The organism is Cupriavidus yeoncheonensis (genome assembly GCF_905397275.1).
GTDB lineage: Bacteria > Pseudomonadota > Gammaproteobacteria > Burkholderiales > Burkholderiaceae > Cupriavidus > Cupriavidus yeoncheonensis.
Genome location: NZ_CAJPUY010000001.1, coordinates 387695 through 408977 on the forward strand (window position 1 = coordinate 387695; position 21283 = coordinate 408977).

20 protein-coding genes are annotated in these 21283 nt (G+C 66.2%); 5 read left to right on the plus strand and 15 right to left on the minus strand.

The window, feature by feature from the left end:
- Positions 1-164: 164 nt before the first annotated feature.
- The gene (locus KHO22_RS01870; protein ID WP_211945376.1) at positions 165-629 is read right to left on the minus strand and encodes a PaaI family thioesterase; all 465 of its coding nucleotides are present in this window, start codon (positions 627-629) and stop codon (positions 165-167) included.
- A 199-nt stretch (positions 630-828) separates the two neighbouring features.
- Here KHO22_RS01870 and KHO22_RS01875 point away from each other — a divergent pair, with 199 nt between their 5' ends.
- Positions 829-1071 carry a DUF1289 domain-containing protein gene (locus KHO22_RS01875; RefSeq protein WP_211945377.1) on the plus strand — a complete coding sequence of 81 codons (243 nt, stop codon included), beginning with the start codon at positions 829-831 and terminating at the stop codon, positions 1069-1071.
- Positions 1072-1086: 15 nt separating this feature from the next.
- On the opposite strand, the gene KHO22_RS01880 is transcribed toward KHO22_RS01875, so the two are convergent.
- From KHO22_RS01880 to KHO22_RS01895, 4 genes are all read right to left on the minus strand, one after another.
- The gene (locus KHO22_RS01880) at positions 1087-1812 is read right to left on the minus strand and encodes an MOSC domain-containing protein (RefSeq protein ID WP_230426706.1); all 726 of its coding nucleotides are present in this window, start codon (positions 1810-1812) and stop codon (positions 1087-1089) included.
- Entirely contained in the window at positions 1809-2528 is a 720-nt protein-coding gene (locus KHO22_RS01885; protein ID WP_211945378.1) for a glutamine amidotransferase, read from the minus strand. The genes KHO22_RS01880 and KHO22_RS01885 overlap by 4 nt, the downstream gene beginning before the upstream one ends.
- Positions 2529-2597: 69 nt before the next feature.
- Positions 2598-5087: a penicillin acylase family protein gene (locus KHO22_RS01890; RefSeq protein WP_211945379.1), complete on the minus strand. Its 2490-nt coding sequence runs from the start codon at positions 5085-5087 to the stop codon at positions 2598-2600.
- A gap of 117 nt (positions 5088-5204) precedes the next feature.
- Positions 5205-6635, minus strand: coding sequence for an aldehyde dehydrogenase family protein (locus tag KHO22_RS01895; RefSeq protein ID WP_211945380.1), 1431 nt, complete (start codon positions 6633-6635; stop codon positions 5205-5207).
- 188 nt (positions 6636-6823) lie between these two features.
- Between KHO22_RS01895 and KHO22_RS01900 the strand changes: the two genes are divergently transcribed.
- Complete coding sequence (locus KHO22_RS01900; protein ID WP_211945381.1) at positions 6824-7441, plus strand: hypothetical protein; 618 nt, start codon at positions 6824-6826, stop codon at positions 7439-7441.
- Positions 7442-7510: 69 nt separating this feature from the next.
- Here the strand turns inward: KHO22_RS01900 and KHO22_RS01905 are convergent, their stop codons facing one another.
- The 5 genes from KHO22_RS01905 to queE all read right to left on the minus strand — a co-directional run bounded on the left by KHO22_RS01905 (position 7511) and on the right by queE (position 12058).
- On the minus strand, positions 7511-9133 hold the full coding sequence (locus tag KHO22_RS01905; protein ID WP_211945382.1) for an ABC-F family ATPase: 1623 nt from the start codon (positions 9131-9133) through the stop codon (positions 7511-7513).
- A gap of 181 nt (positions 9134-9314) precedes the next feature.
- Entirely contained in the window at positions 9315-10271 is a 957-nt protein-coding gene (ldcA, locus tag KHO22_RS01910) for a muramoyltetrapeptide carboxypeptidase (protein ID WP_211945383.1), read from the minus strand.
- Between the two features lie 15 nt (positions 10272-10286).
- Positions 10287-10832, minus strand: coding sequence for a tRNA adenosine(34) deaminase TadA (gene tadA / locus KHO22_RS01915; RefSeq protein ID WP_211945384.1), 546 nt, complete (start codon positions 10830-10832; stop codon positions 10287-10289).
- Between the two features lie 7 nt (positions 10833-10839).
- Entirely contained in the window at positions 10840-11316 is a 477-nt protein-coding gene (locus KHO22_RS01920) for a 6-pyruvoyl trahydropterin synthase family protein (protein ID WP_211945385.1), read from the minus strand.
- Positions 11317-11422: 106 nt separating this feature from the next.
- Positions 11423-12058 (minus strand): 7-carboxy-7-deazaguanine synthase, encoded by a 636-nt coding sequence (gene queE, locus KHO22_RS01925; RefSeq protein WP_211945386.1) that lies wholly within the window; start codon positions 12056-12058, stop codon positions 11423-11425.
- Between the two features lie 428 nt (positions 12059-12486).
- On the opposite strand from queE, the gene KHO22_RS01930 reads away from it, so the two are divergent.
- On the plus strand, positions 12487-13692 hold the full coding sequence (locus KHO22_RS01930) for an MFS transporter (RefSeq protein ID WP_211945387.1): 1206 nt from the start codon (positions 12487-12489) through the stop codon (positions 13690-13692).
- Between the two features lie 32 nt (positions 13693-13724).
- Here KHO22_RS01930 and KHO22_RS01935 read toward each other — a convergent pair whose 3' ends face one another.
- Complete coding sequence (locus tag KHO22_RS01935) at positions 13725-14231, minus strand: DUF1993 domain-containing protein (RefSeq protein ID WP_211945388.1); 507 nt, start codon at positions 14229-14231, stop codon at positions 13725-13727.
- A 175-nt stretch (positions 14232-14406) separates the two neighbouring features.
- Between KHO22_RS01935 and KHO22_RS01940 the strand changes: the two genes are divergently transcribed.
- Positions 14407-14808 (plus strand): hypothetical protein, encoded by a 402-nt coding sequence (locus KHO22_RS01940; protein ID WP_211945389.1) that lies wholly within the window; start codon positions 14407-14409, stop codon positions 14806-14808.
- An 89-nt stretch (positions 14809-14897) separates the two neighbouring features.
- On the opposite strand, the gene KHO22_RS01945 is transcribed toward KHO22_RS01940, so the two are convergent.
- Positions 14898-16322: an aldehyde dehydrogenase family protein gene (locus tag KHO22_RS01945; RefSeq protein ID WP_211945390.1), complete on the minus strand. Its 1425-nt coding sequence runs from the start codon at positions 16320-16322 to the stop codon at positions 14898-14900.
- Positions 16323-16430: 108 nt separating this feature from the next.
- Between KHO22_RS01945 and KHO22_RS01950 the strand changes: the two genes are divergently transcribed.
- Positions 16431-17333 carry a LysR family transcriptional regulator gene (locus tag KHO22_RS01950; protein ID WP_211945391.1) on the plus strand — a complete coding sequence of 301 codons (903 nt, stop codon included), beginning with the start codon at positions 16431-16433 and terminating at the stop codon, positions 17331-17333.
- A 112-nt stretch (positions 17334-17445) separates the two neighbouring features.
- Here the strand turns inward: KHO22_RS01950 and guaA are convergent, their stop codons facing one another.
- The 3 genes from guaA to guaB form a co-directional block, all read right to left on the minus strand.
- The gene (gene guaA, locus KHO22_RS01955) at positions 17446-19065 is read right to left on the minus strand and encodes a glutamine-hydrolyzing GMP synthase (protein WP_211945392.1); all 1620 of its coding nucleotides are present in this window, start codon (positions 19063-19065) and stop codon (positions 17446-17448) included.
- Positions 19040-19663 carry a hypothetical protein gene (locus KHO22_RS01960; protein WP_211945393.1) on the minus strand — a complete coding sequence of 208 codons (624 nt, stop codon included), beginning with the start codon at positions 19661-19663 and terminating at the stop codon, positions 19040-19042. Before KHO22_RS01960 ends, guaA begins: the two co-directional genes overlap by 26 nt.
- 76 nt (positions 19664-19739) lie before the next feature.
- The gene (guaB, locus tag KHO22_RS01965) at positions 19740-21203 is read right to left on the minus strand and encodes an IMP dehydrogenase (protein WP_211945394.1); all 1464 of its coding nucleotides are present in this window, start codon (positions 21201-21203) and stop codon (positions 19740-19742) included.
- Positions 21204-21283: the final 80 nt, after the last annotated feature.

Below are 21283 nucleotides of genomic sequence, written 5' to 3' on the forward strand. Positions count from 1 at the left end.
CCGCGCCGCGACAGCTCCACGGGGGCGGCCACGATCAGCGGCGTGCAGTAGCCGGGCGCGCGGTGAGCAAGCGAATCGAAGATGCGGCTGCGGCACTAAGACGCAGGGGCGCCTATGCGCTCATGAACGCTGGATGGCACAAGTTCACTGGCACTGGCTCCATGTCACCCGAACAGCGTGCTGCTCATCAGCGCCTTCGCCACCAGGGTGACGGCATCCGATGCTTCGGCGTACACCTCGACGTCGCTGATCACTTGCCGGCGGCCACGGCGCACCACGCTTGCCACTGCGCGCAGGCTGGCGCCATTTGCCGGGGCCAGGTACTGGATGCTCAGCGAGCCCGTCGCCCCTCCCTTCACCTGCTCCGGATCGGCGCCGGACGACGCAGCGGCGGCGCCCGCAATGTCGATCAGCGTGGCGATCACGCCGCCATGGACGGTATTGCCCAGGGTGACGTTCTCCGCGCTGTACGGCAAGACCAGCTCGACATGTTCCGGCTTCAGCACATCGAGCTGCACGCCCAGCGCACGCGCGACGGGAGATCCGATCAGGATCTCCTCCACCATCTGCCGCATGCGCGGGTGCGTCACGGCGGGGACTGGAACGGCTCGGGCGATGGCTTCACGCATCTCTGGCTCCTTCGGATCGATGGTCAACGCAATGCAGCGTACCGGGCATGGTGCAGCGGCTCAACGACCTCCGAGGTAATCGGAATGATTCGATGCCCCAAGGCTGGCGGCCATCTGCGCAAGTCTGGCCGCCCATGAACCCCGGGACATCCTGGCAGCCCGTTTATAATGCGTGACTGCGAGTCCTTTCCACTTCTGCATGTCGTCTTCCCCCTCAGATTCCGCCCTGTCCGCCGTACAGTCCGACGCCACCGGACTGGCTGACCGCCCTGACAGCCCCTGCGTCGGCATCTGCTCGACGCTGTTCGACGAAATCTGCCAGGGTTGCGGACGCACCGCCGCGGAAGTCAGCAACTGGGTGTTCCTGAGCGACGAGGAAAAGCAGGTGGTCTGGGAACGCATCACGCGCGAGGGCACAGCCCGGCGCTTCCGCCAGGGCTGAGCGCAGCCGCCCGCTTCAACCGCCGGCCAGACGCTTCTCCATGTCTTCGACTTCGTGCTTTGCCACGCGCTGGCGGGCCAGCTTGCGCCAGCTCTCGGCCAGCGGCGGCAATTCGGCCATCTCGGCCAGCGCCGCATAGTCCAGGCGATCCACATAAAGCACGCGCAGCAGGCGCGCCAGGCTCCAGTCCGGATACGGACGGCTGACCAGCGCCAGCCCGTCGCCCACGCGCAGTTCGCCCTCTTCCAGCACGCGGTAGTACCAGCCCGTGCGCAGGCTCTGCTGCACGGCGCGCGACATGCCCGCGTGCCCGAAGCGATGGTTCAGCTTCCAGCATGGCTGGCGCGCCTGCGACACTTCCACCAGTGCGGTGCCAAGGCGGAAGCAGTCCCCGATGCAGACCTCCGCTTCGGTCAGCCCGGTCGTGCTCAGGTTCTCGCCAAAGGCGCCCGGCGCCGACAAAACCGGGCCCGCCTGCACGGAAAGTTCCGCAAGCTCGGCCCGCCACGCGGGGTAATGGTCATACGCATAGTGATGCAGCGCCTTTTCCCGGCCGCCATGATGCTTCGGGTCGCCCTGGCCATCGCCCGACAGCCCGAGCGCTGTCACCGGCACGGGACCAGCCAGCGGCCGTTTGTCGATGCCGCTCGGCACGCCCTTCGGGCCGAACGGGCGAACCTGGCCGACCAGGACCGCATCGACCGGGACGCCACGCAATGCGGGCGGGTCCGTGCGGTTCACAGGCCGGCCGCGTCCAGCCAGCGCGCGAACATGCGGCGGCCCGCCGCCGCGACGGCCTCGCCGACTTCCGCGGTACGCGCGCGGATGGTGCGCGGATCGATGCCAGCCTTGCCCAGTTCAACCGTGTGGCCGATCAGCCAGGCCTCGATATCGCGCGGCATCACTTCAGGATGGAATTGCAGCGCCAGGACCTGCCTGCCGATGGCGTACGCCTGATTGGGCACTGCGGCGGTCGACGCCAGCAGCTCCGCACCCTCGGGCAGATCGAACGTGTCGCCGTGCCAGTGCAGGACTTCCCAGTTGGCCGCGGCCAGTTCAGCCAGCGCCGATTCACGGCCGCGCGCTGTCGGCACGATCGGCGCCCAGCCGATTTCGCGGGTTCCCGGGTAGACGCGCGCGCCGCAGGCCCGTGCAATCAGCTGCGCCCCGAGGCAAACCCCGATCACCCTGCCCCTGGCGGCAAGGCGCGCGCGAATGAGCGCGATTTCCTGCTTCAGCCACGGATAGGCCTCGGTCTCATAGACCCCGATCGGTCCGCCGAGCACCAGCAGCAGGTCGGCCGGATGGTCCGCAATGGACCGGAGGTCATCCACGCCCGCCTGGAACACCTGCAGGGCGTGGCCGCGTGCGCGCAGCGCTTCGGCAATCACGCCGCCGTGTTCAAAGGCGACGTGCTGGATGATGTGAGTGGTGCGCGAAGGGGCGGACGTTGCCATGCACGGCTCCTGCCGATGAGATGGCCCGAAATAGTACCGCCATTCGCTTGAGGACGTCCGGCACCGCGGCTATTTGCCGCGACTGGCTCCATCCTTTGCCGCGGCGGGCTGGAGCACCAGCGTGTCGAACGGTTCGCGCGCGGGCTCCCGTCGTCGCGCCAGCGTGATGTACTCCACGGCCGCCCACTTGCCGGTCCAGTCGCGGTAGTTCGGCGACACCGGGTTGCCCGACTGCCCGGTCGAGTCCATGAAATGCGAGGCGTCCAGGTCGGCCAGGTCATAGAGCGCGCGCAGGCTGGCGGCGTGCGTGCTCTCGAATGGCGCCTGCTCGTCGCGCGGGTTGTTGCGCCCGACATTGACCGTGTAGGTGTCGCCCCCGGTCGGTACGCGCAGGTTGAACAAACCCGACAGGTACGGCTGCTTGCCGAACGGCTTGTGTTCGGAGCGGGCCGCATGCGCCTTGCCCCAGCGCCATTTGCCGGGGTTGTCGCCATAGCGTCGCGACAGGTCGGCCAGCGCGAGCGTCCACGCGTCCGCGACGGCATCGGCGCAGGACTCGTGCTCGGTCGTACCCGACTTGTCGCACCAGAAGCTGCCGAGCGAGCCGGGGCCGGCGGCATTGCGCAGGATGTTCAGCATCGGCTGCTGCACGTTGCGCTGCTCCCACATGCGCATGAACAGCGCCTCGCCGACCTTGTCCTCGAACAGCCGGCGCGACAGCTCGCGCAGCCAGGCGGAGACCACGAGCGGCTCCGGCGCCGCGGGATCCATGGTGCCGTCCCATTTGCGCAGTGCGTCGAACAGGTCGCGCTCGCGCTGTGGCCGCGTGGCGTCATTCGCCACGGGCGATGCCAGCAGCAGCGGCAGGAAATCGCGCATGGCCAGCGAGACCACGTCCTTCTGGATCGTGCCGAATGACTCGAACGTATGACGCGGCACGGTATCGAGCAGCGCGCGGATGCGCTGGTAGCGATACGGCACGGTCCATTCGCTCGTGATGAAGTAGGGATAGTCGGGCCCCACGATACGCTGGTTCGCCGTCACGATGATCCCGTTGGGCGGGTTGTAGGCACGCGGCAGGTGCTCGAACGGGATGAAGCCGTTCCAGTCGTAGCGCGCGTCCCAGCCCGGGGCCGGCGCCAGGCCCTTGAGATCGTTGTCGGCACGGCGCAGCGGAATGCGCCCCGGTGCGATGAAGCCGATATTGCCGTCCACGTCGGCATAGACCATGTTCTGCTGCGGCGCGTGGAAATCGCGCAACGCTTGCGTGAAGCTCGCCCAGTCGGTGGCCAGGTTCATCTTCAGCCCGGCCTGGAAGGTGCGGTCGTCGGGGCGCAGCGCCGTCCACTGGAACGCGACGACGTAACGCGCGCCCAGCGGCGCCGCGGCATTGGCGACGGGTTCGGACACCTCGGAAATGACCGGGCCGTGGCGCGTTTCACGCACCGTCAGGGTGACATCGGCCGCGCCTTTGACATGGAGCGTCTCGGTACGCGTCACGAACGCCGCCCAGCCATCCGGCGTCTGGTATTTCTCGGTACTGCCCGGTTGCAGGCGTTCGAGGAACAGGTCCTGCACGTCCGGCGCGGTATTGGTGAAACCCCAGGCAATGCGCGCGTTATGGCCCAGCACGATCAGTGGCGAGCCGGGCAGCGTCGCGCCGGCCACGTCCAGTCCCGGCGCCTGCAGACGGGCCAGGTACCAGAGGGCGGGCGCCTGCAAACCGAGGTGCGGATCATTGGCCAGCATGGGCTTGCCCGACTTCGTATGCGCGCCGGACACGACCCAGTTGTTCGATCCCATCCCTTCCACGTAGCTGGGCGGCGCCATGTCGCCGACGCGGGCCAGCGCCGAGGCCAGCGGGGCCAGATGGCGGTACAGGTTGCCGTAATCGAGCGTCCGGACCGGCCGCTCGCCCGGATACGGTGCCAGCAGCTCGCTGATGCGCGCAGTAGGCAATACCTGCGACAGCGCCATACGCAGCGTTTCCTGGGTCCAGTTGCCGCCAAGGTCCCATGCCATCATGGTCTGCCAGCCAAGCGTGTCGGCAGGTTCCCAATGCTCGGGACGCGTCTGCAGGATCACGAACTCCGGCGGCAGCGGCTCCTTACGCTGGTCGATATAGGCATTCACGCCGGCCGCATAAGCCTGCAATGCGGCGCGCGTGTCGGGTTCGAGCTGCGCGAAGATGGCCTCGGCGTTGCGGCGCACACCCAGCGTGCGCAGGAAGCGGTCGGTTTCGAGCGCCTTGGGGCCGAGGATCTCGGCGAGCCGGCCGGCAACGATGCGCTTGTTCATCTGCATCTGCCACAGCCGGTCCTGCGCATGCACGAAGCCCAGCGCGTAGTACGCGTCCAGGCGGGAAGCGGCCTGGATATGCGGCACGGCGTTGCGGTCGCGCACGACGGTGACGCGACCGTGCAGCCCCGGCAGCGCCAGGGTGCCCGCGGACTGCGGCTGCGACGCCTGCCGATACCAGATATAGCTGCCTGCCAGCGCTGCCGCGGAAACCAGCAACAGCACCGCCACCAGCCAGGCCAGCCTTCGGAACCAGCGCATCTGTCATCTCCCCCAGAGAATTCTTGTTTGGCGGCAATTATCGCCACGAATGCGCGCAAATAAAAAGCCCCGCATGCTGCCATGCGGGGCCTTGGACCCAAATGCCCGGGCGGGCAATCAGGCCGGCTTCCTGAGTTGCAGGGCCTTGTACTCGAGGAACTCCTCGAGCCCGTACTTGCCGGCCTCGCGTCCGTTGCCGGACTGCTTGTAGCCGCCGAATGGCGCCTGCATATTGAACGGGCCACCGTTGATGTCCACCTGGCCGGTACGGATGCGTCGCGCCACGCGGATCGCACGGGCTTCGTCGCCGGCCCACACACCGCCGCCGAGGCCATAGATGCTGTCATTGGCGATACGTACGGCGTCTTCCTCCGTGTCGTAGCAGATGATCGACAGGACCGGCCCGAAGATCTCTTCCTGCGCCACGGTGGCGCGCGGCTCGACATTGCCGAGCACGGTCGGCTTGACGAAGAAGCCCTTTTCCAGGCCCGCCGGCGCGTCGGGGCCGCCTGCAACCAGCTCTGCCCCCTCTTCCAGGCCGCGGCGGATATAGCCCGTCACACGTTCCTTCTGCACCGCGGAAATCAGCGGTCCGAGCCTGGTGGTTTCCTGCAGCGGGTCGCCGACGGTAAAGCTTTCGACCACCTTCGCGGCCAGCGCCTTCACTTCGTCATAACGGCCGCGCGGCACCAGCATGCGGGTATGCGCCGAGCAGGTCTGTCCGGAATTCAGGAAGCACGCATTGATGGTGCCCTTCACCGCCGCCGGCAGGTCGGCATCGTCCAGTACCACCGAGGCGGACTTGCCGCCCAGTTCCAGCGCCACGCGCTTGACGGTCTGCGACGCCAGTTCGGATACGCGCTTGCCGGCACGGGTGGAGCCCGTGAACGACACCATGTCGACCTCGGGATGGCTGGCCAGCACCTCGCCAACCACCGGACCATAGCCAGTCACCAGGTTGAACACACCCGGCGGCAGGCCGGCCGCTTCGATCACCTCGGCCAGGACGAAGGCATTCAGAGGCGCCACTTCCGACGGCTTGAGCACCACCGTGCAGCCCGCCGCGAGCGCGGGTGCCACCTTCAGCGTGATCTGGTTGAGCGGATAGTTCCATGGCGTGATCGCCGCCACCACGCCGACCGGCTCGCGCACGACCAGCGAATTGCCGACCTCTTCCTCGAAATCGAAGCCTTCCAGCAGCTTCGCGGCCTGGCCCCAGTTGTAGACCGGGCCGCCGACCTGGATGGCTCGTGCCAGCTTGATCGGCATGCCGACCTCGCCCGCGATCAGCTGGGCCAGTTCCTCGGTCCGGGCCTTCAGGCCCTCGGCGATCTTGCGGATATAGTCGGCGCGTACCGCCGGCGGCGTGCCGGACCAGCCGTCAAACGCGGCCCGGGCAGCCTGGATCGCGTCTTCCGCGTCGCGTGTGCTGCCCTCGGGGATACGCCCCATGACCGCTTCGGTGGTGGAGTGGATGACATCGATCAGCCCGGCGCCGTGCGGGCTGACCCATTTGCCGTTGATAAAGAGTTTGTCTCGTTGTTGCATGGCCACAGTTGTCAGTTTGGTCAATAGCGGTTGCAATTATTTTGTTACTTTTATGGTGCACGCACATTGTAGAGCGGATTGCGGCGGGCGTTTTTTTGCGCCGCGCCATCCCCGACGCAACAGATGGCGATAATCGGCCGCGCCCTGGGATCTCGCCAGCGCGGCGGATACATAACAGGGAGCGAGACGTGGTTAACCCGATTTACCGCAAGACCGAAGCCGGCCTTGACGAGATCAAGACGCGCGCGCGCAAGCTGGATCACAAGCTGCGCGCCCTGCTGCTGATCGTCAATGGCGAACGGCGCGAGCAGGAACTGCTGTCGCAGCTGGACGGCATGGGGGTGGGGTCCGAGTCGCTCGACCAGCTGGCGCAGATGGCCCTGGTCGAGGCCGTGCCGGAAGCCGCCCGGACGCAGCCGGCCACGTCGAAGGCAGCACCGGACGCGGAGGACAGCAACCTCTTCTCGCTGTATGCCATGCGCCGCGTGGAAGCGCCGGGGTCCGCCCAGGCGCCGGTTGCGGCGCTGGCCCCCGCATCCGCCGACACGCCTCACTCCGAGGCGGATATCCGGGCCTACCAGCGCCTGTACCACTTCTTTACCGATGTCGTCAGCCAGCACCTGGGCCTGCGCGGCTACGTCATGCAGGTCAAGGTGGAAAAGGCCACGGATCTCCCGTCGCTGATCGCCCTGCGTGACCCGCTGCACGCGGCGCTGCTCAAGGCCAAGGGCGAGATCACCGCGCAAGCCATCACCGGGCAGCTCGACGAGCTCGTCAAGCTGATCGGGATGGACGAAGGCGGCTGAGGAAACGGCACCACAAGAAGCACAAAGGCCGCCCGAAGGCGGCCTTTGCGTTGTCACGGTTCCGGGCGCTCAGACGTCGATACCCTGCGACTGCAGATACTCGTCGTACGTGCCAAGGTAGTCAATCAGCGTCCCATCGGTGCGTACTTCAATGACGCGCGTGGCCAGCCCGTTGATTAACTCGCGGTCGTGCGAAACGAAGACCAGCGTGCCCGAGAACTTGTCCAGCGCGATCTGCAGCGATTCGATGGATTCCATGTCCATGTGGTTGGTCGGCTCGTCCAGCGCCAGCACGTTGTGGCGGCCCAGCATCAGCTTGCCCCAGATCATGCGGCCCTTCTCGCCACCGGACAGCACCTTGACGTTCTTCCTGATGTCGTCCGCCGAGAACAGCAGGCGACCCAGCGTGCCGCGCAGCGAGGTTTCGTCGTCGCCGGCCTGCGTCCACTGGCTCATCCAGTCCATCACGTCGCGGTCGGCGGGGAATTCCTCGTAGGTGTCCTGCGGCATGTAGCCGACGTTGGCGTTCTCGGCCCACTTGACCGAGCCGCGATCGACCTCGACACCGCGCTGCACGCCGGTCTGCACCGCGCCGCTCAACAGGCTGCGCAGCAGCGTGGTCTTGCCCGCGCCGTTCTCGCCGATGATCGCCACGCGCTCGCCGGCCTGGATCGCCAGCGAAAGGTTGTTGATGATCTTGCGGTCGTAGGTCTTGGTGACGCCTTCCACTTCGACGGCCAGGTTGTGCAGCTTCTTCTCGAACTCGAAGCGGATGAACGGGTTCTGGCGCGACGACGGCTTGATGTCGTCGACCTTGATCTTTTCGATCTGCTTGGCGCGCGAGGTGGCCTGGCGTGCCTTGGACTTGTTGGCCGAGAAGCGGCGCACGAAGTCCTGCAGTTCGCTGATGCGCTCCTTGGCGCGCGCGTTGGCAGCCATCTGGCGCTCGCGGGCCTGCATCGACGCTTCCATGTAGTCGTCGTAGTTGCCCGGGTAGACCTTGAGCGTGCCGTAGTCCATGTCGGCCATGTGCGTGCACACGGAGTTCAGGAAGTGGCGATCGTGGGAGATGATGATCATGGTGGAGTTGCGCTCGTTGAGCACGGTCTCCAGCCAGCGGATGGTGTTGATGTCCAGGTTGTTGGTCGGCTCGTCCAGCAGCAGCACGTCCGGGTTCGAGAACAGTGCCTGCGCCAGCAGCACGCGCAGCTTCCAGCCCGGAGCGACATCGCTCATCGGTCCCTGGTGCTGGGTGGTGGGGATGCCTACGCCCAGCAGCAGTTCACCGGCACGCGCTTCGGCGGTGTAGCCGTCGTACTCCGCATACTTGGCCTCCAGTTCGGCGGCCTTCATGTAGTCTTCGTCGGTCGCTTCCGGATTGGCGTAGATCGCATCGCGCTCCTGCGCGGCGCCCCACATCTCGGTGTGCCCCATCATCACGACGTCCAGCACGCGCATGTCTTCATAGGCGAACTGGTCCTGGCGCAGCTTGCCCAGGCGGATGCCCGGCTCCAGCATGACGTTGCCCGCCGACGACTCCAGGTCGCCACCCAGGATCTTCATGAAGGTGGACTTGCCGCAGCCGTTCGCGCCGATCAGGCCGTAGCGGTTGCCCTCGCCGAACTTGACCGAGATATTCTCGAACAACGGCTTGGGGCCGAACTGCATGGTGATGTTTGCGGTAGAAAGCACGTCTGGAACCTTGTCTGGAAACGGGTATGGCGCCAATGCGCCAGGCTTGCCGAACGGGGCGGCGCCGCCGAATGCGATGCGCCCCGGTTCATGGGAGAACCCGGCAGGAAATGGGGGAAATAACCGATTATTTTACCATCCGCACGCCTTTCCGGCACGGATGGTGTGGGCCGGAACCTCGTCAGGCCAGCGCCGGCAGCAGCGGATAACCCGACAGGCCCAGCGTGAAGCCGTCCGCACGTGCGCTGAGCTGCGCCTGGGCGCCAACCGGCAAGGTCAGCTTGCGCGCGCAGTGGCCAAAAGGCAGGCCGGTCACCACCGGCACCTGCATCTGGTCGCGCAGGTAGGCGACCACGGCGTCCATGTCGTAGCCGTTGTCGTAGTCCGTCACGCGGTAGTTGGAGAAATCACCGAGGACGATGGCGCGCTGCGTGCCGAGCACGCCGGCCTGATGCAGCTGCACCAGCATGCGTTCCACGCGGTACGGCGGCTCGTTGATGTCTTCCAGGAACAGGATGCCGCCCTCCACCTGTGGCATGTAGGGCGTTCCCAGCAGGCTGCACAGCATGGCCAGGTTGCCGCCCCACAGCGTGCCCGCCACCGTGCCCGAGAACGGCTGCCCGCCGTTTTGCGGGGCCGGCACCGTCACCGTGTAGGCCGGATCGCGCAGGATGCCCTCGAAGTGCTCCCACATGAACGGGTCGACCGTGTCCGCGCCGAAATCCGCCAGCAGCATCGGGCCGGCAAACGTCACAGCGCCGGTCGCGGCCAGATAGGCCAGCTGGAACGCCGTGAAATCGCTGTGGCCGACGATGGGCGTGCCGCTGGCGCGCGCCTGTTCGGCGATCTGCGCGAAATCGAGCCGCTCCAGCAGCCGCGCAATGCCGTAGCCGCCACGCACGGCCAGGGTCAGCTCGTGCGGCGTACCGGTACCGATCGCATGCAGGTCCGCTAGCCGTTCGGCATCGGTGCCACCGAAGCGCAGGTAACGCCGCGCCAGCACGTCGGGATTGGTCGTGTGGTACCCGTGCGCCTTGAGCCAGGCACAGCCGCGTGCCGCGATGGCGACATCGTGCGGGTAGCCGGACGACGCGATCAGACGGACTTCGGTATGCGGCTGGTTGCTGGGTGTGCTCATGCGTGCTGGGCCTGGTCAGGGTTGTTCGGGATCGGTCAGTGTGCGTGCAGCGAGTTGCGCGGCCTTCTGCGCGCGGCGCCGGGCTCCGAAGAAGTCCTTCAGCATCTGCCCGCAATCAGCCCCGAGCACGCCACCCGTGACGGTGGTCTGGTGATTGAGCTGCGCCTGCTCGAACAGGTTCACCACGCTGCCCGCCGCGCCGGTCTTCGGGTCCGCCGCGCCGAACACCACATGGCGCAGGCGCGCATGGAGGATGGCGCCGCTGCACATCGCGCACGGTTCCAGCGTCACGTAGAGTTCGCACTCGGGCATGCGGTAATTGCCCAGCACCTGCGCCGCCGCGCGCATGGCCCGCATCTCGGCATGGGCCGACGGATCCATCGACGTGATCGGCAGGTTGTGCCCGCGCGCGATGATGGCATCGTTCCACACCACCACTGCGCCGACCGGCACCTCGCCAGCGGCCTCGGCCAGGCGTGCCTCGTCCATGGCGGCGCGCATGAAGTGCTCATCGCGCGCCATTTCGCGCGCCATTTCCTGCGCCGTGCGGGGTTCCGTCATGGCCGCTTCAGTCCTGCGCCGGCAGCGCCGCCGTAGCGGTGACCTCGGCCCAGCAGTTGGGCGTTTCGAACAGGACCAGGCGCGTCAGCTGCAAGTGGTGGCCAAAGCAGTCCTTGAACACGGGCGCCAAGATGTCGAAGGCGATCTGCGCCAGGTTTTCGACGGTCGGGATGGCATCCAGCACCACGGTCTTGTGCCCTTCCATCGATTGCAGGAAGTTCAGCAGCGCCGTGTCGCCGCGGTAGATCAGGAACGCATGGTCCCACCGGGACACCAGGTGCTCCTGCGCCAGCGACTTGATATCCCCGAAATCGAGGATCATGCCGTCATCCGATGCGCCCTCGCGGTGCAGCACTTCGCCGGACAGCGTCAGGTCCAGGCGATAGCGGTGGCCATGGATGTTGCGGCACTGGCCGCAGTGGTTCGGGATGCGGTGGCCGGAATCGAATTCCAGCCGGCGGGTAATGGAAACTTGTTTGCTCATGGGTACGGGCGCTTGCAAGGCGGCCTGCATTGGGTGGACTTCGTGCCGGAGTCCGCGGGCTCTATTGTGGCCCACGGTGCGGCCACGCGACAGTTATCCGCGACGATCAGCGGATGCCCAGCAGCTTGTGGGTCTGCAGCGACAGGCGCCAGCGCGGATGCTGCTGGCAGAACGCCACGGCGGCGGCGGTATTTTCGCGGGCCAGCGGGCCATCCATGGCCTGCACCAGGAAATACTGGAAATCCAGCTGCTCGTATGCGGCGAAGTCCTGCCCGGCCTGCGGAATCACCACCTTCAGCTCGTCGCCTTTCCTGACCACGAGTTCGGAACCCATCTTCGGACTCACGCAAATCCAGTCGATCCCCGGCGGAACCTCGATCGTGCCATTGGTTTCGATCGCGATCTCGAAGCCCTGCGCATGCAATGCATCGATCAGCGGCGCATCGAGCTGCAGCAGCGGCTCGCCGCCCGTGCACACCACCAGCGGCTTGCCGCCGGCGCCTTGCGGCCATTCGGAAGCGACCGTCGCGGCCAGCTCCGCGGCCGTGCGGTACTTGCCGCCGCGCGTGCCGTCGGTGCCGACGAAATCCGTGTCGCAGAACTGGCATACCGCCGTGGCCCGGTCCTCTTCGCGCCCGCTCCACAGGTTGCAGCCGGCAAAGCGGCAGAACACCGCGGCACGGCCGGCGTTGGCGCCTTCGCCCTGCAGCGTATAGAAGATTTCCTTGACGGCGTAAGTCATGCTTTGCGGCGCGCCCCGGTCAGGAACGCAATGGTTTCAGCGGCCAATGACGGCCGGTCTTTCATGGGTCGGGAGAGCGAGGCCAGGACTCCGGATCAGAGATGGCTTGAGGTAAGGCGGCGGCCTCTGGCAGTTGGCAGTGCATCGGGGCGGTGGTCCGCATGGCCTCTTCGCAGGCTGTATCCGGCAGCGGCCAGACAACATAGAAGTATACCAGACGAGTCAGGGTTTCCGCTGATATCGCGACCGGACGGCACGTGACGCGAGGGCAGCCATCTTCACCTCACCATCCCCCCGCGCCGCACGGCTTCGAGATAGCGCGAGTCATTATTCTTGCGTTTGTTTCAAGTATCTTCTGTCGATCACCGCCTTAATCCGCAAAGGTTATACAGGCACACTGCCGCCATCCCATCTTCTGGAGGCAGACCATGCCCATTGCCCTGTTGGCGCTGACCATCAGCGCGTTCGCCATCGGCACGACGGAATTCGTGATCGTCGGGCTGATCCCGACCATCGCCACCGACCTGCACATCAGCGTGCCGTCGGCCGGCATGCTGGTCAGCCTGTACGCCCTCGGCGTGGCGGTCGGCGCACCCGTGCTCACCGCACTGACCGGCCGCCTGCCGCGCAAGGCACTGTTGCTGTCGCTGATGGCGCTCTTTACGCTTGGCAACCTGCTCGCCTGGAAGGCGCCAGGCTATGAGTCGCTGGTCGTGGCGCGCATCCTGACCGGCCTGGCCCATGGCGTGTTCTTCTCGATCGGCTCGACCATCGCTACCGGCCTGGTGCCGAAGGAAAAGGCGGCCAGTGCCATCGCCATCATGTTCACCGGCCTGACCGTCGCACTCGTGACCGGCGTCCCGCTGGGCACGTTCATCGGCCAGCATTTCGGCTGGCGCGAGACCTTCCTGGCCGTGTCCGGACTCGGCATGATCGCCTTCGTCGGCAGCCTGCTGTTCGTGCCGTCTTCGATCCCGCACACGCCGCCCGCGTCGCTGCTGCAGCAGGCGCGCGTGCTGGCGGAGCCGCGCTTGTTGCTGGTGTACGCCAAGACAGCGATCGGCTATGGCGGTTCGTTCATTCCGTTCACCTTCCTCGCGTCGATCCTGCAGGATGTGTCGGGCTTCAGCGCCAACGCCGTCGGACTGGTGATGCTCGTGTACGGCGTGTCCGTGGCCGCGGGCAATATCTGGGGCGGCCGCCTGGCCGATCGCCATGGTCCGATCCCCGCTTTGCGGCTGGTCTTCCTGCTGCTCGCGGCCGTGCTGTTCGTGCTGACGTTCACCGCGCCGCACCCGTGGCTGGTGGTGGCCACCGTGCTGGCCTGGGGTGCCGTCGCCTTCGGCAATGTGCCGGGCCTGCAGGTCTACGTGGTCAAGCAGGCAGAGCGCCATACGCCTGATGCCGTCGACGTGGCCTCCGGCCTGAACATCGCGGCCTTCAACCTTGGCATTGCCGGGGCGGCCTGGGCCGGTGGCCTGATCGTCACGCACCTTGGCCTGATGCATACGCCCTGGATCGGTGCCCTCGTCGTCCTGGTGGCGCTTGGCCTGACGGAACTGAGCGGCCGGCTGGACCGCGCCGCCGGCTTCGATGCACGCGGCACCCTGCCTGCCGGCGCCGCGATGCACTGATCCCCTGCCCCGGCCGGGGCAGGGATAGCGGCTCAGCGCGAGCCGAGGTAATCCATCTTGCCGATCTGCACCCCCTTGTGGCGCAGGATGTCGTAGGCGGTGGTGATGTGGAAGTAGAAGTTCGGCAGGGCAAAGCCCAGCAGGTAGCTCTTGCCGTCGAAGGTGACCGCGCCCTGCCGCAGCTTCAGTTCGATCTCCCTCGACTCGCTGCCTTCGAGCTGTTCAGGACGGACCGACTTCAGGAAGCCGACGGTCTTCGCGATACGCTCCTGCAGTTCCGGAAACGTCGCCTCCGTATCGGCATAGGACGGCACCTCGATACCCGCGAGCCGCGCCGCGCAGCCCTTCGCGGCATCGCTGGCACGCTGTACCTGGGCCGCCAGCGTGTCCATGTCGGCGATCAGGCGCGTCTGGATCAGGTCGGCCGGGTCCATGCCCTGCGCCTGCGCATGCGCCGCCCCTTTTTCCAGGATGGCGGACAGGTTGGTCAGGGCGCGGATGAACGCGGGAATCGATACGTCATACATCGAGAGGGCCATGTGGTCTCCTGGCATGGGTCGTGTCTGGTTTTCGGTATGCGGCGATGACTGCGCCGCAGCGGCAGCATAAATCGAATTGGCGCGTCGTGCAGTCGGACCGTTGCGCCGCCCCGCCGCGCCGTGCTTTAAGATATCCAGCTACCGCCCCCGCACGGGGCCCGCCCCGCCGCCCCCGATGAACGCGCCCTTCCCGATCCGTACGGAATGCCCGCCCGGCGCCTGCACCTGCCGCAGGGAAGAACTGCTGGCCGATCCGAACGCCGATCTCAGCGTCCTGCGCCTGACCCGCGAGGAGGAAAAACGGCTGGTGGCGCGGCTGGAAAGCGTGACGAGCCTGGCGGACCTGCGGCACCTGGGCGGTCGCCTGCAGGCACAACTGGGCATCGTCCTGACCATCACGCCGAGCGCGCATGGCGTGCGCACGCTGCGGGGGATCAACATCCAGCTGGAAGACCAGCCGGGACTATGCAGAAAGACGAAGCAGGCGATTCCCGCGGCGATACGGCGGGCGATGGAGGCTACGCCCGAGATTGCCTACGCGCTGCTGGATGAGCAGGATCTGCTGGGTGGCAGTTGAACCTGCCGGGCCCACCCTCCATCCCGCTTCCCTGCGCGTAACGTGCGTGGGCCGTCGCCGCCATCGGCGCCGGCTGCGTCAACATCCGATCAGCCCTGCCCCACCAACAAGGTCTTGGGTTCCAGGTATGCGCTCATCCCCCATTTGCCCATCTCGCGTCCCAGCCCGGAGTGCTTGAAGCCACCAAACGGCGCACGCGGCTCATGGGCCAGCGTGTTGATGAGCACGCGGCCCGAGTCGATCTGGCGCGCCACCCGCTCGCAGCGTTCGAGGTCCTGGCCGAGCACGACGGCGCTCAGGCCATAGCGCGTGTCGTTGGCAATGGCGATGGCATCGGCTTCGTCCTCATAGGGGATGATGGTCAGCACGGGGCCGAAGATTTCTTCGCGGGCAATGCGCATCTGGTTGGTGGCATCGGTAAAGATCGTCGGCTTCACGAACCAGCCCGCGCGCAAACCATCGGGCCGGCCCTCGCCGCCCGCCAGCAGTCGCGCGCCTTCCTCTACGCCGATGCGGATGTAGTTCTGCACGCGTTCCCACTGTCTGGCGCTCACCATCGGACCGATCGCGGTGTCGGCATCCCGCGGATCGCCGGACTTGACGTGCGAGACGGCCTCCTGGACCACCCGCTCGAACTCGGCGAGCCGATGGCGCGGCACCAGGATGCGCGTGCCTGCAATGCAGGCCTGGCCGCTGTTGGCGAATCCGGCCTGAAGCACGAGGGGCATGATTTGGCCAAAGTCCGCGTCTTCCAGCACCACGGTGGGCGACTTGCCGCCCAGCTCCAGCGTCACGCGCTTGATGGTGGCGGCACCCGTGCTCACCAGATGCTGCCCCACGGCGGAGGAGCCGGTAAAGGATATCTTGGCGATGTCGGGATGACGCGCGATGGCTTCACCGACCACCTCGCCCCGGCCATTGACGATGTTGAACACGCCCGGAGGCAATCCTGCTTCGTGCAGCGCCTCGGCCACGATCTGCGTCTGCATCGCGCTCATCTCGCTGGGCTTGATGACAGCGGTGCAGCCCGCTGCCAGCGCGGTGGCGAGCTTGTTGCAGATGAAGCCGGCATTGCTGTTCCAGGGCGTGATCAGGCCGGCCACGCCAATGGGCGTCAGGATCACCCGCGCCGTGCCAACCTGTTCCTCGAACTCAAACGTTTTCAGGGCGTCAATGGCCTGGGCAACGACATCGGCCGGATAGGTTGCCATCCACCGCCCGCGCTCCGCAGGTGCGCCGTATTCCGTGACGATGGCTTCCATCAACTCGCTCTCACGTGCGGCAATGGCCTGATGGATTCGCCTGAGCGCGGCGATGCGCTCCGCGCGCGTGGTGCGTGACCAGGCGGGAAACGCTGCCTTGGCCGCAGCAATGGCTCGCTGCGCGTCCTCTTCGTCGCCCAGGCGCACCTGGCCGATGACTTCCTCCGTGCTGGGGTTGTGAAGATCGAACCATTCCTGGCCGTGTGGCGTGACGAATTCGCCGTTGATATAGATATGCCCGATGCGTTGCATGTCAGCCTCTCCTGTCTGGAATCGCGATGCCACACAGTCTAGGAATGGTTTATTGTCCTGATAAGCCGTCTTGTGACGAATGACATATCCCGAAAATCAGGACAATCCATGCACCGCACAGGAATGACCGAGCTCGAAGTGGTTCTGGCCGTCGCGCGCCGGCGCAGCTTTCGCGGTGCGGCGCTGGAACTGGGCATGTCCACCACCGCCGCGAGCAGTGCCGTGGCCGGGCTGGAAGCCCGCCTGAAAGTACGCCTGTTCAACCGCTCGACGCGCAGCGTGTCGCTAACCGACGCGGGGCAGCGCTATGTGGAGCGTATCGCCCCCGCACTCGCTGAAATCCAGAGCGCCGGCGAAGAGGCTGGCACCGGCCCCGACACGCCCAGCGGCACGTTGCGCATCAATGCGCCGCAGGGCGCGGCGCTCCTGCTGCTGGAGTCCTTGTTCAGCCGCTACGCGCAACGCCACCCCCAGGTGCGCATCGACATCGTGAGCGAGTCCCGCCTGATCGACATCGTGGCCGAGGGCTTCGATGCGGGCATCCGCCTGGCAGAGTCCGTGCCACAGGACATGATCGCCGTGCCCCTCTCGGGCGACTTCCGCATGCTCGTCGTGGCAACGCCCGAATACCTGAAGCGCCATGGCACACCCAGGCATCCGCGCGATCTGCTCGCGCACCAGAGCATCGGCATGCGCATGTCGCACGGCGGCATCTATCACTGGGAAATGGAGCACAACGGCCAGAAGCTGCAGATGGATCTGCCTGTACGCATGGCACTCAACGAGCTGCCAGCGATCAAGCAGGCGGTACTGCTCGGGCTGGGCATCGGCTTCATCACCGAATGGTTCATCACGGAAGAACTGAAGTCCGGTGCGCTGAAGCCCGTGCTGGTGCCATGGTGCCCGTCGTTTGGCGGACTGAGGCTCTACTACTCAGGCCACCGCTTCGTTCCGGCACGGTTGCGCGCGCTCATCCATCTCGTCCATGAGCTGCGCCTGGCCCAAAACTGAATGGATTGAATTTGTGCTTTCCAGAAAGGCGAAGCCCGCGCAACAGCGCGGGCTTCAGGGACATGCTCAGAGTCGGCTCAACAGCCTGGAATCGCTATCGGCTCCCGCCGCATCACTCCCACTCAATCGTCGCAGGCGGTTTGCCTGACACGTCATACACGACCCGATTCAGACCCCGGACCTCGTTGATGATCCGGTTCGAGCAACGACCCAGCAGCGAATACGGCAGGTGCGCCCAGTGTGCGGTCATGAAGTCGGTCGTCTGCACGGCACGCAGCGCAACGACATAGTCATAGGTACGGCCATCGCCCATCACGCCCACCGACTTCACCGGCAGGAACACGGCAAAGGCCTGGCTGGTCAGGTCGTACCAGCTCTTGCCCACCTGTTGCGGCTCGCACAGGCCGGCGGCGGCGTCTTGCTCCGTGGCGATGGTCTTGCGCAGTTCCTCGATGAAGATCGCATCCGCGCGGCGCAGCAGTTCGGCGTAGTCGCGCTTGACTTCGCCCAGGATGCGCACGCCCAGGCCCGGGCCCGGGAACGGGTGGCGGTACACCATCTCCGGCGGCAGGCCGAGCGCCACGCCCAGTTCGCGGACTTCGTCCTTGAACAGGTCGCGCAGCGGCTCCAGCAGCTTCAGGCCCAGCGTTTCGGGCAGGCCACCGACGTTGTGGTGGCTCTTGATGGTGGTGGCCTTCTTGGTCTTGGTGCCGCCCGACTCGACCACGTCGGGGTAGATCGTGCCCTGGGCCAGCCACTTCGCGTTGGTCAGCTTCCTGGCCTCGGCCTGGAAGACTTCGACGAACTCGCGGCCGATGATCTTGCGCTTCTGCTCGGGGTCGGTCACGCCGGCCAGGTGGCCGAGGAACTGTTCCGAGGCATCGATGTGCACGACCTTGGCATGCAGGCGGCCGGCGAACATCTCCATCACCATCTTGCCCTCGTCCAGGCGCAACAGGCCGTGGTCGACGAACACGCAGGTAAGCTGGTCACCGATCGCGCGATGGATCAGCGCGGCCGCCACCGACGAATCCACGCCGCCGGACAGGCCGAGGATCACTTCCTCGTCGCCGACCTGCTTGCGGATCAGAGAGACGGCTTCCTCGATGTGGTCCTTCATCACCCAGTCCGCTCCGGCGCCGCAGACGCCCAGCACGAAGCGCTCCAGCATCTCGCGGCCCTTCGACGTGTGGGTGACTTCCGGGTGGAACTGGACGGCGTAGTAGCCGCGCGCCTCGTCGGCCATGCCGGCGATGGGACAGCTCGGGGTGGATGCCATCAGTTTGAAGCCCGGCGGCAGCGTGGCAACCTTGTCGCCGTGGCTCATCCAGACCTTCAGCATGCCATGGCCTTCGGCCGTGGTGAAATCCTGGACGTCCTTGAGCAGCGCGGTGTGGCCATGGGCGCGGACTTCGGCGTAGCCAAACTCGCGGTGGTCGCTCCACTCGACCTTGCCACCCAGCTGCACGGCCATGGTCTGCATGCCGTAGCAGATGCCCAGCACCGGCACGCCCAGGTCCCACACGGCCTGCGGCGCGCGCAGCTGGTGGTCCTCGTAGGTGCTGGCGTGGCTGCCCGACAGGATGATGCCCTTGGGCGCGAATTCGCGGACGAATTCGTCGCTCACATCGTTCGGATGGATCTCGCAGTAGACGTGGGCCTCGCGAACGCGGCGGGCAATCAGCTGCGTGACCTGCGAGCCGAAATCAAGAATAAGGATTTTGTCGTGCATGATGGACGGGTGGCGTATCTTCCGGTGCGGGTTCGGTTGTCACTTCCGTGCCCGGTCCGTAGCCGGGCGGCGGCGTGATGACCGGCTCGCGCCGGTTGTCGGGGAATGGCGTAGTTTGCGCGCGGCGCGCAGGGCCGGGTTGGGTGCGCGGATCACTGGCTTCGGTGGCCTGCTGCAACTCGCGCTCTGCCTTCAGCTGCCGCTCGCGGTTGCGTACGCGCTTGGCCGCCGGTATCTGCACCAGCGCGAAAAAGCCAAGCACGGCCACCAGCATGGGCACCCAGACCTTGCCGGCGCCTTCGAGCGGCAGATCCAGGAACACCATCCAGGAAACGATCAGCAGCGCGCTGGCCAGGTTGACGTAGCCGGCGGTCCGCGCCACCGTCACCGTCATCTGTCCGTTGAAGGTGGCATGCCACAGCAGCCAGGCCAGGCCGATCAGCGCTACGCCCAGCAGCTGCCCGAACAGCGCCGGTTGCGGCTGGGGCAGTTGCAGGGCCGCATACAACGTGGTGAACGGCGACATCAGCAGCAGCACGCCGAGCATCAGGTCCAGCACGGCGTCGAAGAACAGCACGGCTCGCAGCAGTACCTTCATGAGCGTTCCTCAGCAGGCCCGGCAGGCTTGCCTGCCGGGATGCCTGGCACCTGGCTCGGCAGGCCCGCCGCGCGGGTCAGTCGATGTGGTAGTTCGGCGCTTCCTTGGTGATCTGCACGTCGTGCACGTGCGACTCGCGCATGCCGGCCGCGGTGATCTGCACGAACTGCGAGGTTTCATGCCAGTCGGCGATCGACTTGCTGCCGCAGTAGCCCATCGAAGCACGCACGCCACCGGTGAGCTGGTGGATGATGGCCATGACCGAACCCTTGTAGGCTACGCGGCCTTCAATCCCTTCCGGAACCAGCTTGTCGACGTTGGCGGTGTTGTCTTCCTGGAAGTAGCGGTCAGCCGCGCCGTCCTTCATGGCGCCCACCGAACCCATGCCGCGGTAGCTCTTGAACGAACGGCCCTGGAACAGGAACACCTCGCCCGGCGCTTCCTCGGTACCCGAGAACATGCCGCCCATCATCACGGTGTGGGCGCCGGCTGCCAGCGCCTTGGCCACGTCACCGGAGTAGCGCACGCCGCCATCGGCGATCAGCGGCACGCCGGTGCCTTTCAGGGCTTCGGCCACGTTCGACACCGCGGTGATCTGCGGCACGCCGACGCCGGCCACGATACGCGTGGTGCAGATGGAGCCCGGGCCGATGCCGACCTTGACGCCGTCCGCGCCATGCTCGACCAGCGCCCGTGCGGCATCGCCAGTGGCGATGTTGCCGCCGACGACCTGCACCTGCGGGAAGTTCTGCTTGACCCAGCGCACGCGGTCCAGCACGCCCTGGCTGTGGCCGTGCGCGGTATCGACCACGATCACGTCCACGCCGGCCTTGACCAGCAGTTCGACGCGCTCGTCATTGTCCGGACCCACGCCGACCGCGGCGCCGACGCGCAACTGGCCGTGGTCGTCCTTGCTGGCCAGCGGGTTGTCCACGGCCTTCTGGATGTCCTTGACGGTGATCAGCCCGCGCAGCTCGAAGGCCTGGTTGACCACCAGCACGCGCTCCAGGCGGTGGCGGTTCATCAGGCGCTTGGCTTCATCCAGCGTGGCGCCTTCGTTGACGGTCACCAGCTTTTCGCGCGGGGTCATCTTGGCGCGCACCGGCGCGTCCAGCTCTTCCTCGAAGCGCAGGTCGCGGTTGGTGATGATGCCGACGACGGTCTTGCCTTCCAGCACGGGGAAACCGGAGATGCCGTGCTGCTGCGACAGCGCGATCACTTCCCGCACCTTCATGTCCGGCGAAATGGTGATTGGATCACGCAACACGCCCGATTCGTAGCGCTTGACGCGAGCCACTTCGCGGGCCTGGTCCGCCGGCTTGAAGTTCTTGTGGACGATGCCGATGCCGCCGGCCTGCGCCATGGCAATGGCCAGGCGAGCCTCCGTCACAGTATCCATGGCAGCGGACACCAGCGGAATGTTCAGGTCGATCGAACGGGTCAGGCGGGTACGAAGGGAGACATCCCGGGGCAGGACGGCCGAATAGGCCGGCACGAGCAGCACATCATCGAACGTGAGTGCTTTCTGGACAAGACGCATAGCAATTCCTCTAGGCGCAAAACCGAATTATACAGGAATGCGCGCATCTTGACGCGCCGCAAACGCCCGCGCACGACGGC

Bases quoted from the DNA above. Each gene is read 5' to 3' on its own strand.
- tadA (WP_211945384.1), bottom strand. From the start codon at position 10,832: ATGACGGAACCCCGCACGGCGCAGGAAATGGCGCGCGAAATGGCGCGC.
- ldcA (WP_211945383.1), bottom strand. From the start codon at position 10,271: ATGAGCACACCCAGCAACCAGCCGCATACCGAAGTCCGTCTGATCGCG.
- KHO22_RS01875 (WP_211945377.1), top strand. From the start codon at position 829: ATGTCGTCTTCCCCCTCAGATTCCGCCCTGTCCGCCGTACAGTCCGAC.
- guaB (WP_211945394.1), bottom strand. From the start codon at position 21,203: ATGCGTCTTGTCCAGAAAGCACTCACGTTCGATGATGTGCTGCTCGTG.
- KHO22_RS01870 (WP_211945376.1), bottom strand. From the start codon at position 629: ATGCGTGAAGCCATCGCCCGAGCCGTTCCAGTCCCCGCCGTGACGCAC.
- KHO22_RS01885 (WP_211945378.1), bottom strand. From the start codon at position 2,528: ATGGCAACGTCCGCCCCTTCGCGCACCACTCACATCATCCAGCACGTC.
- KHO22_RS01960 (WP_211945393.1), bottom strand. From the start codon at position 19,663: ATGAAGGTACTGCTGCGAGCCGTGCTGTTCTTCGACGCCGTGCTGGAC.
- KHO22_RS01935 (WP_211945388.1), bottom strand. From the start codon at position 14,231: ATGGCCCTCTCGATGTATGACGTATCGATTCCCGCGTTCATCCGCGCC.
- KHO22_RS01940 (WP_211945389.1), top strand. From the start codon at position 14,407: ATGAACGCGCCCTTCCCGATCCGTACGGAATGCCCGCCCGGCGCCTGC.
- KHO22_RS01945 (WP_211945390.1), bottom strand. From the start codon at position 16,322: ATGCAACGCATCGGGCATATCTATATCAACGGCGAATTCGTCACGCCA.
- KHO22_RS01930 (WP_211945387.1), top strand. From the start codon at position 12,487: ATGCCCATTGCCCTGTTGGCGCTGACCATCAGCGCGTTCGCCATCGGC.
- KHO22_RS01950 (WP_211945391.1), top strand. From the start codon at position 16,431: ATGCACCGCACAGGAATGACCGAGCTCGAAGTGGTTCTGGCCGTCGCG.
- KHO22_RS01920 (WP_211945385.1), bottom strand. From the start codon at position 11,316: ATGAGCAAACAAGTTTCCATTACCCGCCGGCTGGAATTCGATTCCGGC.
- KHO22_RS01890 (WP_211945379.1), bottom strand. From the start codon at position 5,087: ATGCGCTGGTTCCGAAGGCTGGCCTGGCTGGTGGCGGTGCTGTTGCTG.
- queE (WP_211945386.1), bottom strand. From the start codon at position 12,058: ATGACTTACGCCGTCAAGGAAATCTTCTATACGCTGCAGGGCGAAGGC.
- guaA (WP_211945392.1), bottom strand. From the start codon at position 19,065: ATGCACGACAAAATCCTTATTCTTGATTTCGGCTCGCAGGTCACGCAG.
- KHO22_RS01895 (WP_211945380.1), bottom strand. From the start codon at position 6,635: ATGCAACAACGAGACAAACTCTTTATCAACGGCAAATGGGTCAGCCCG.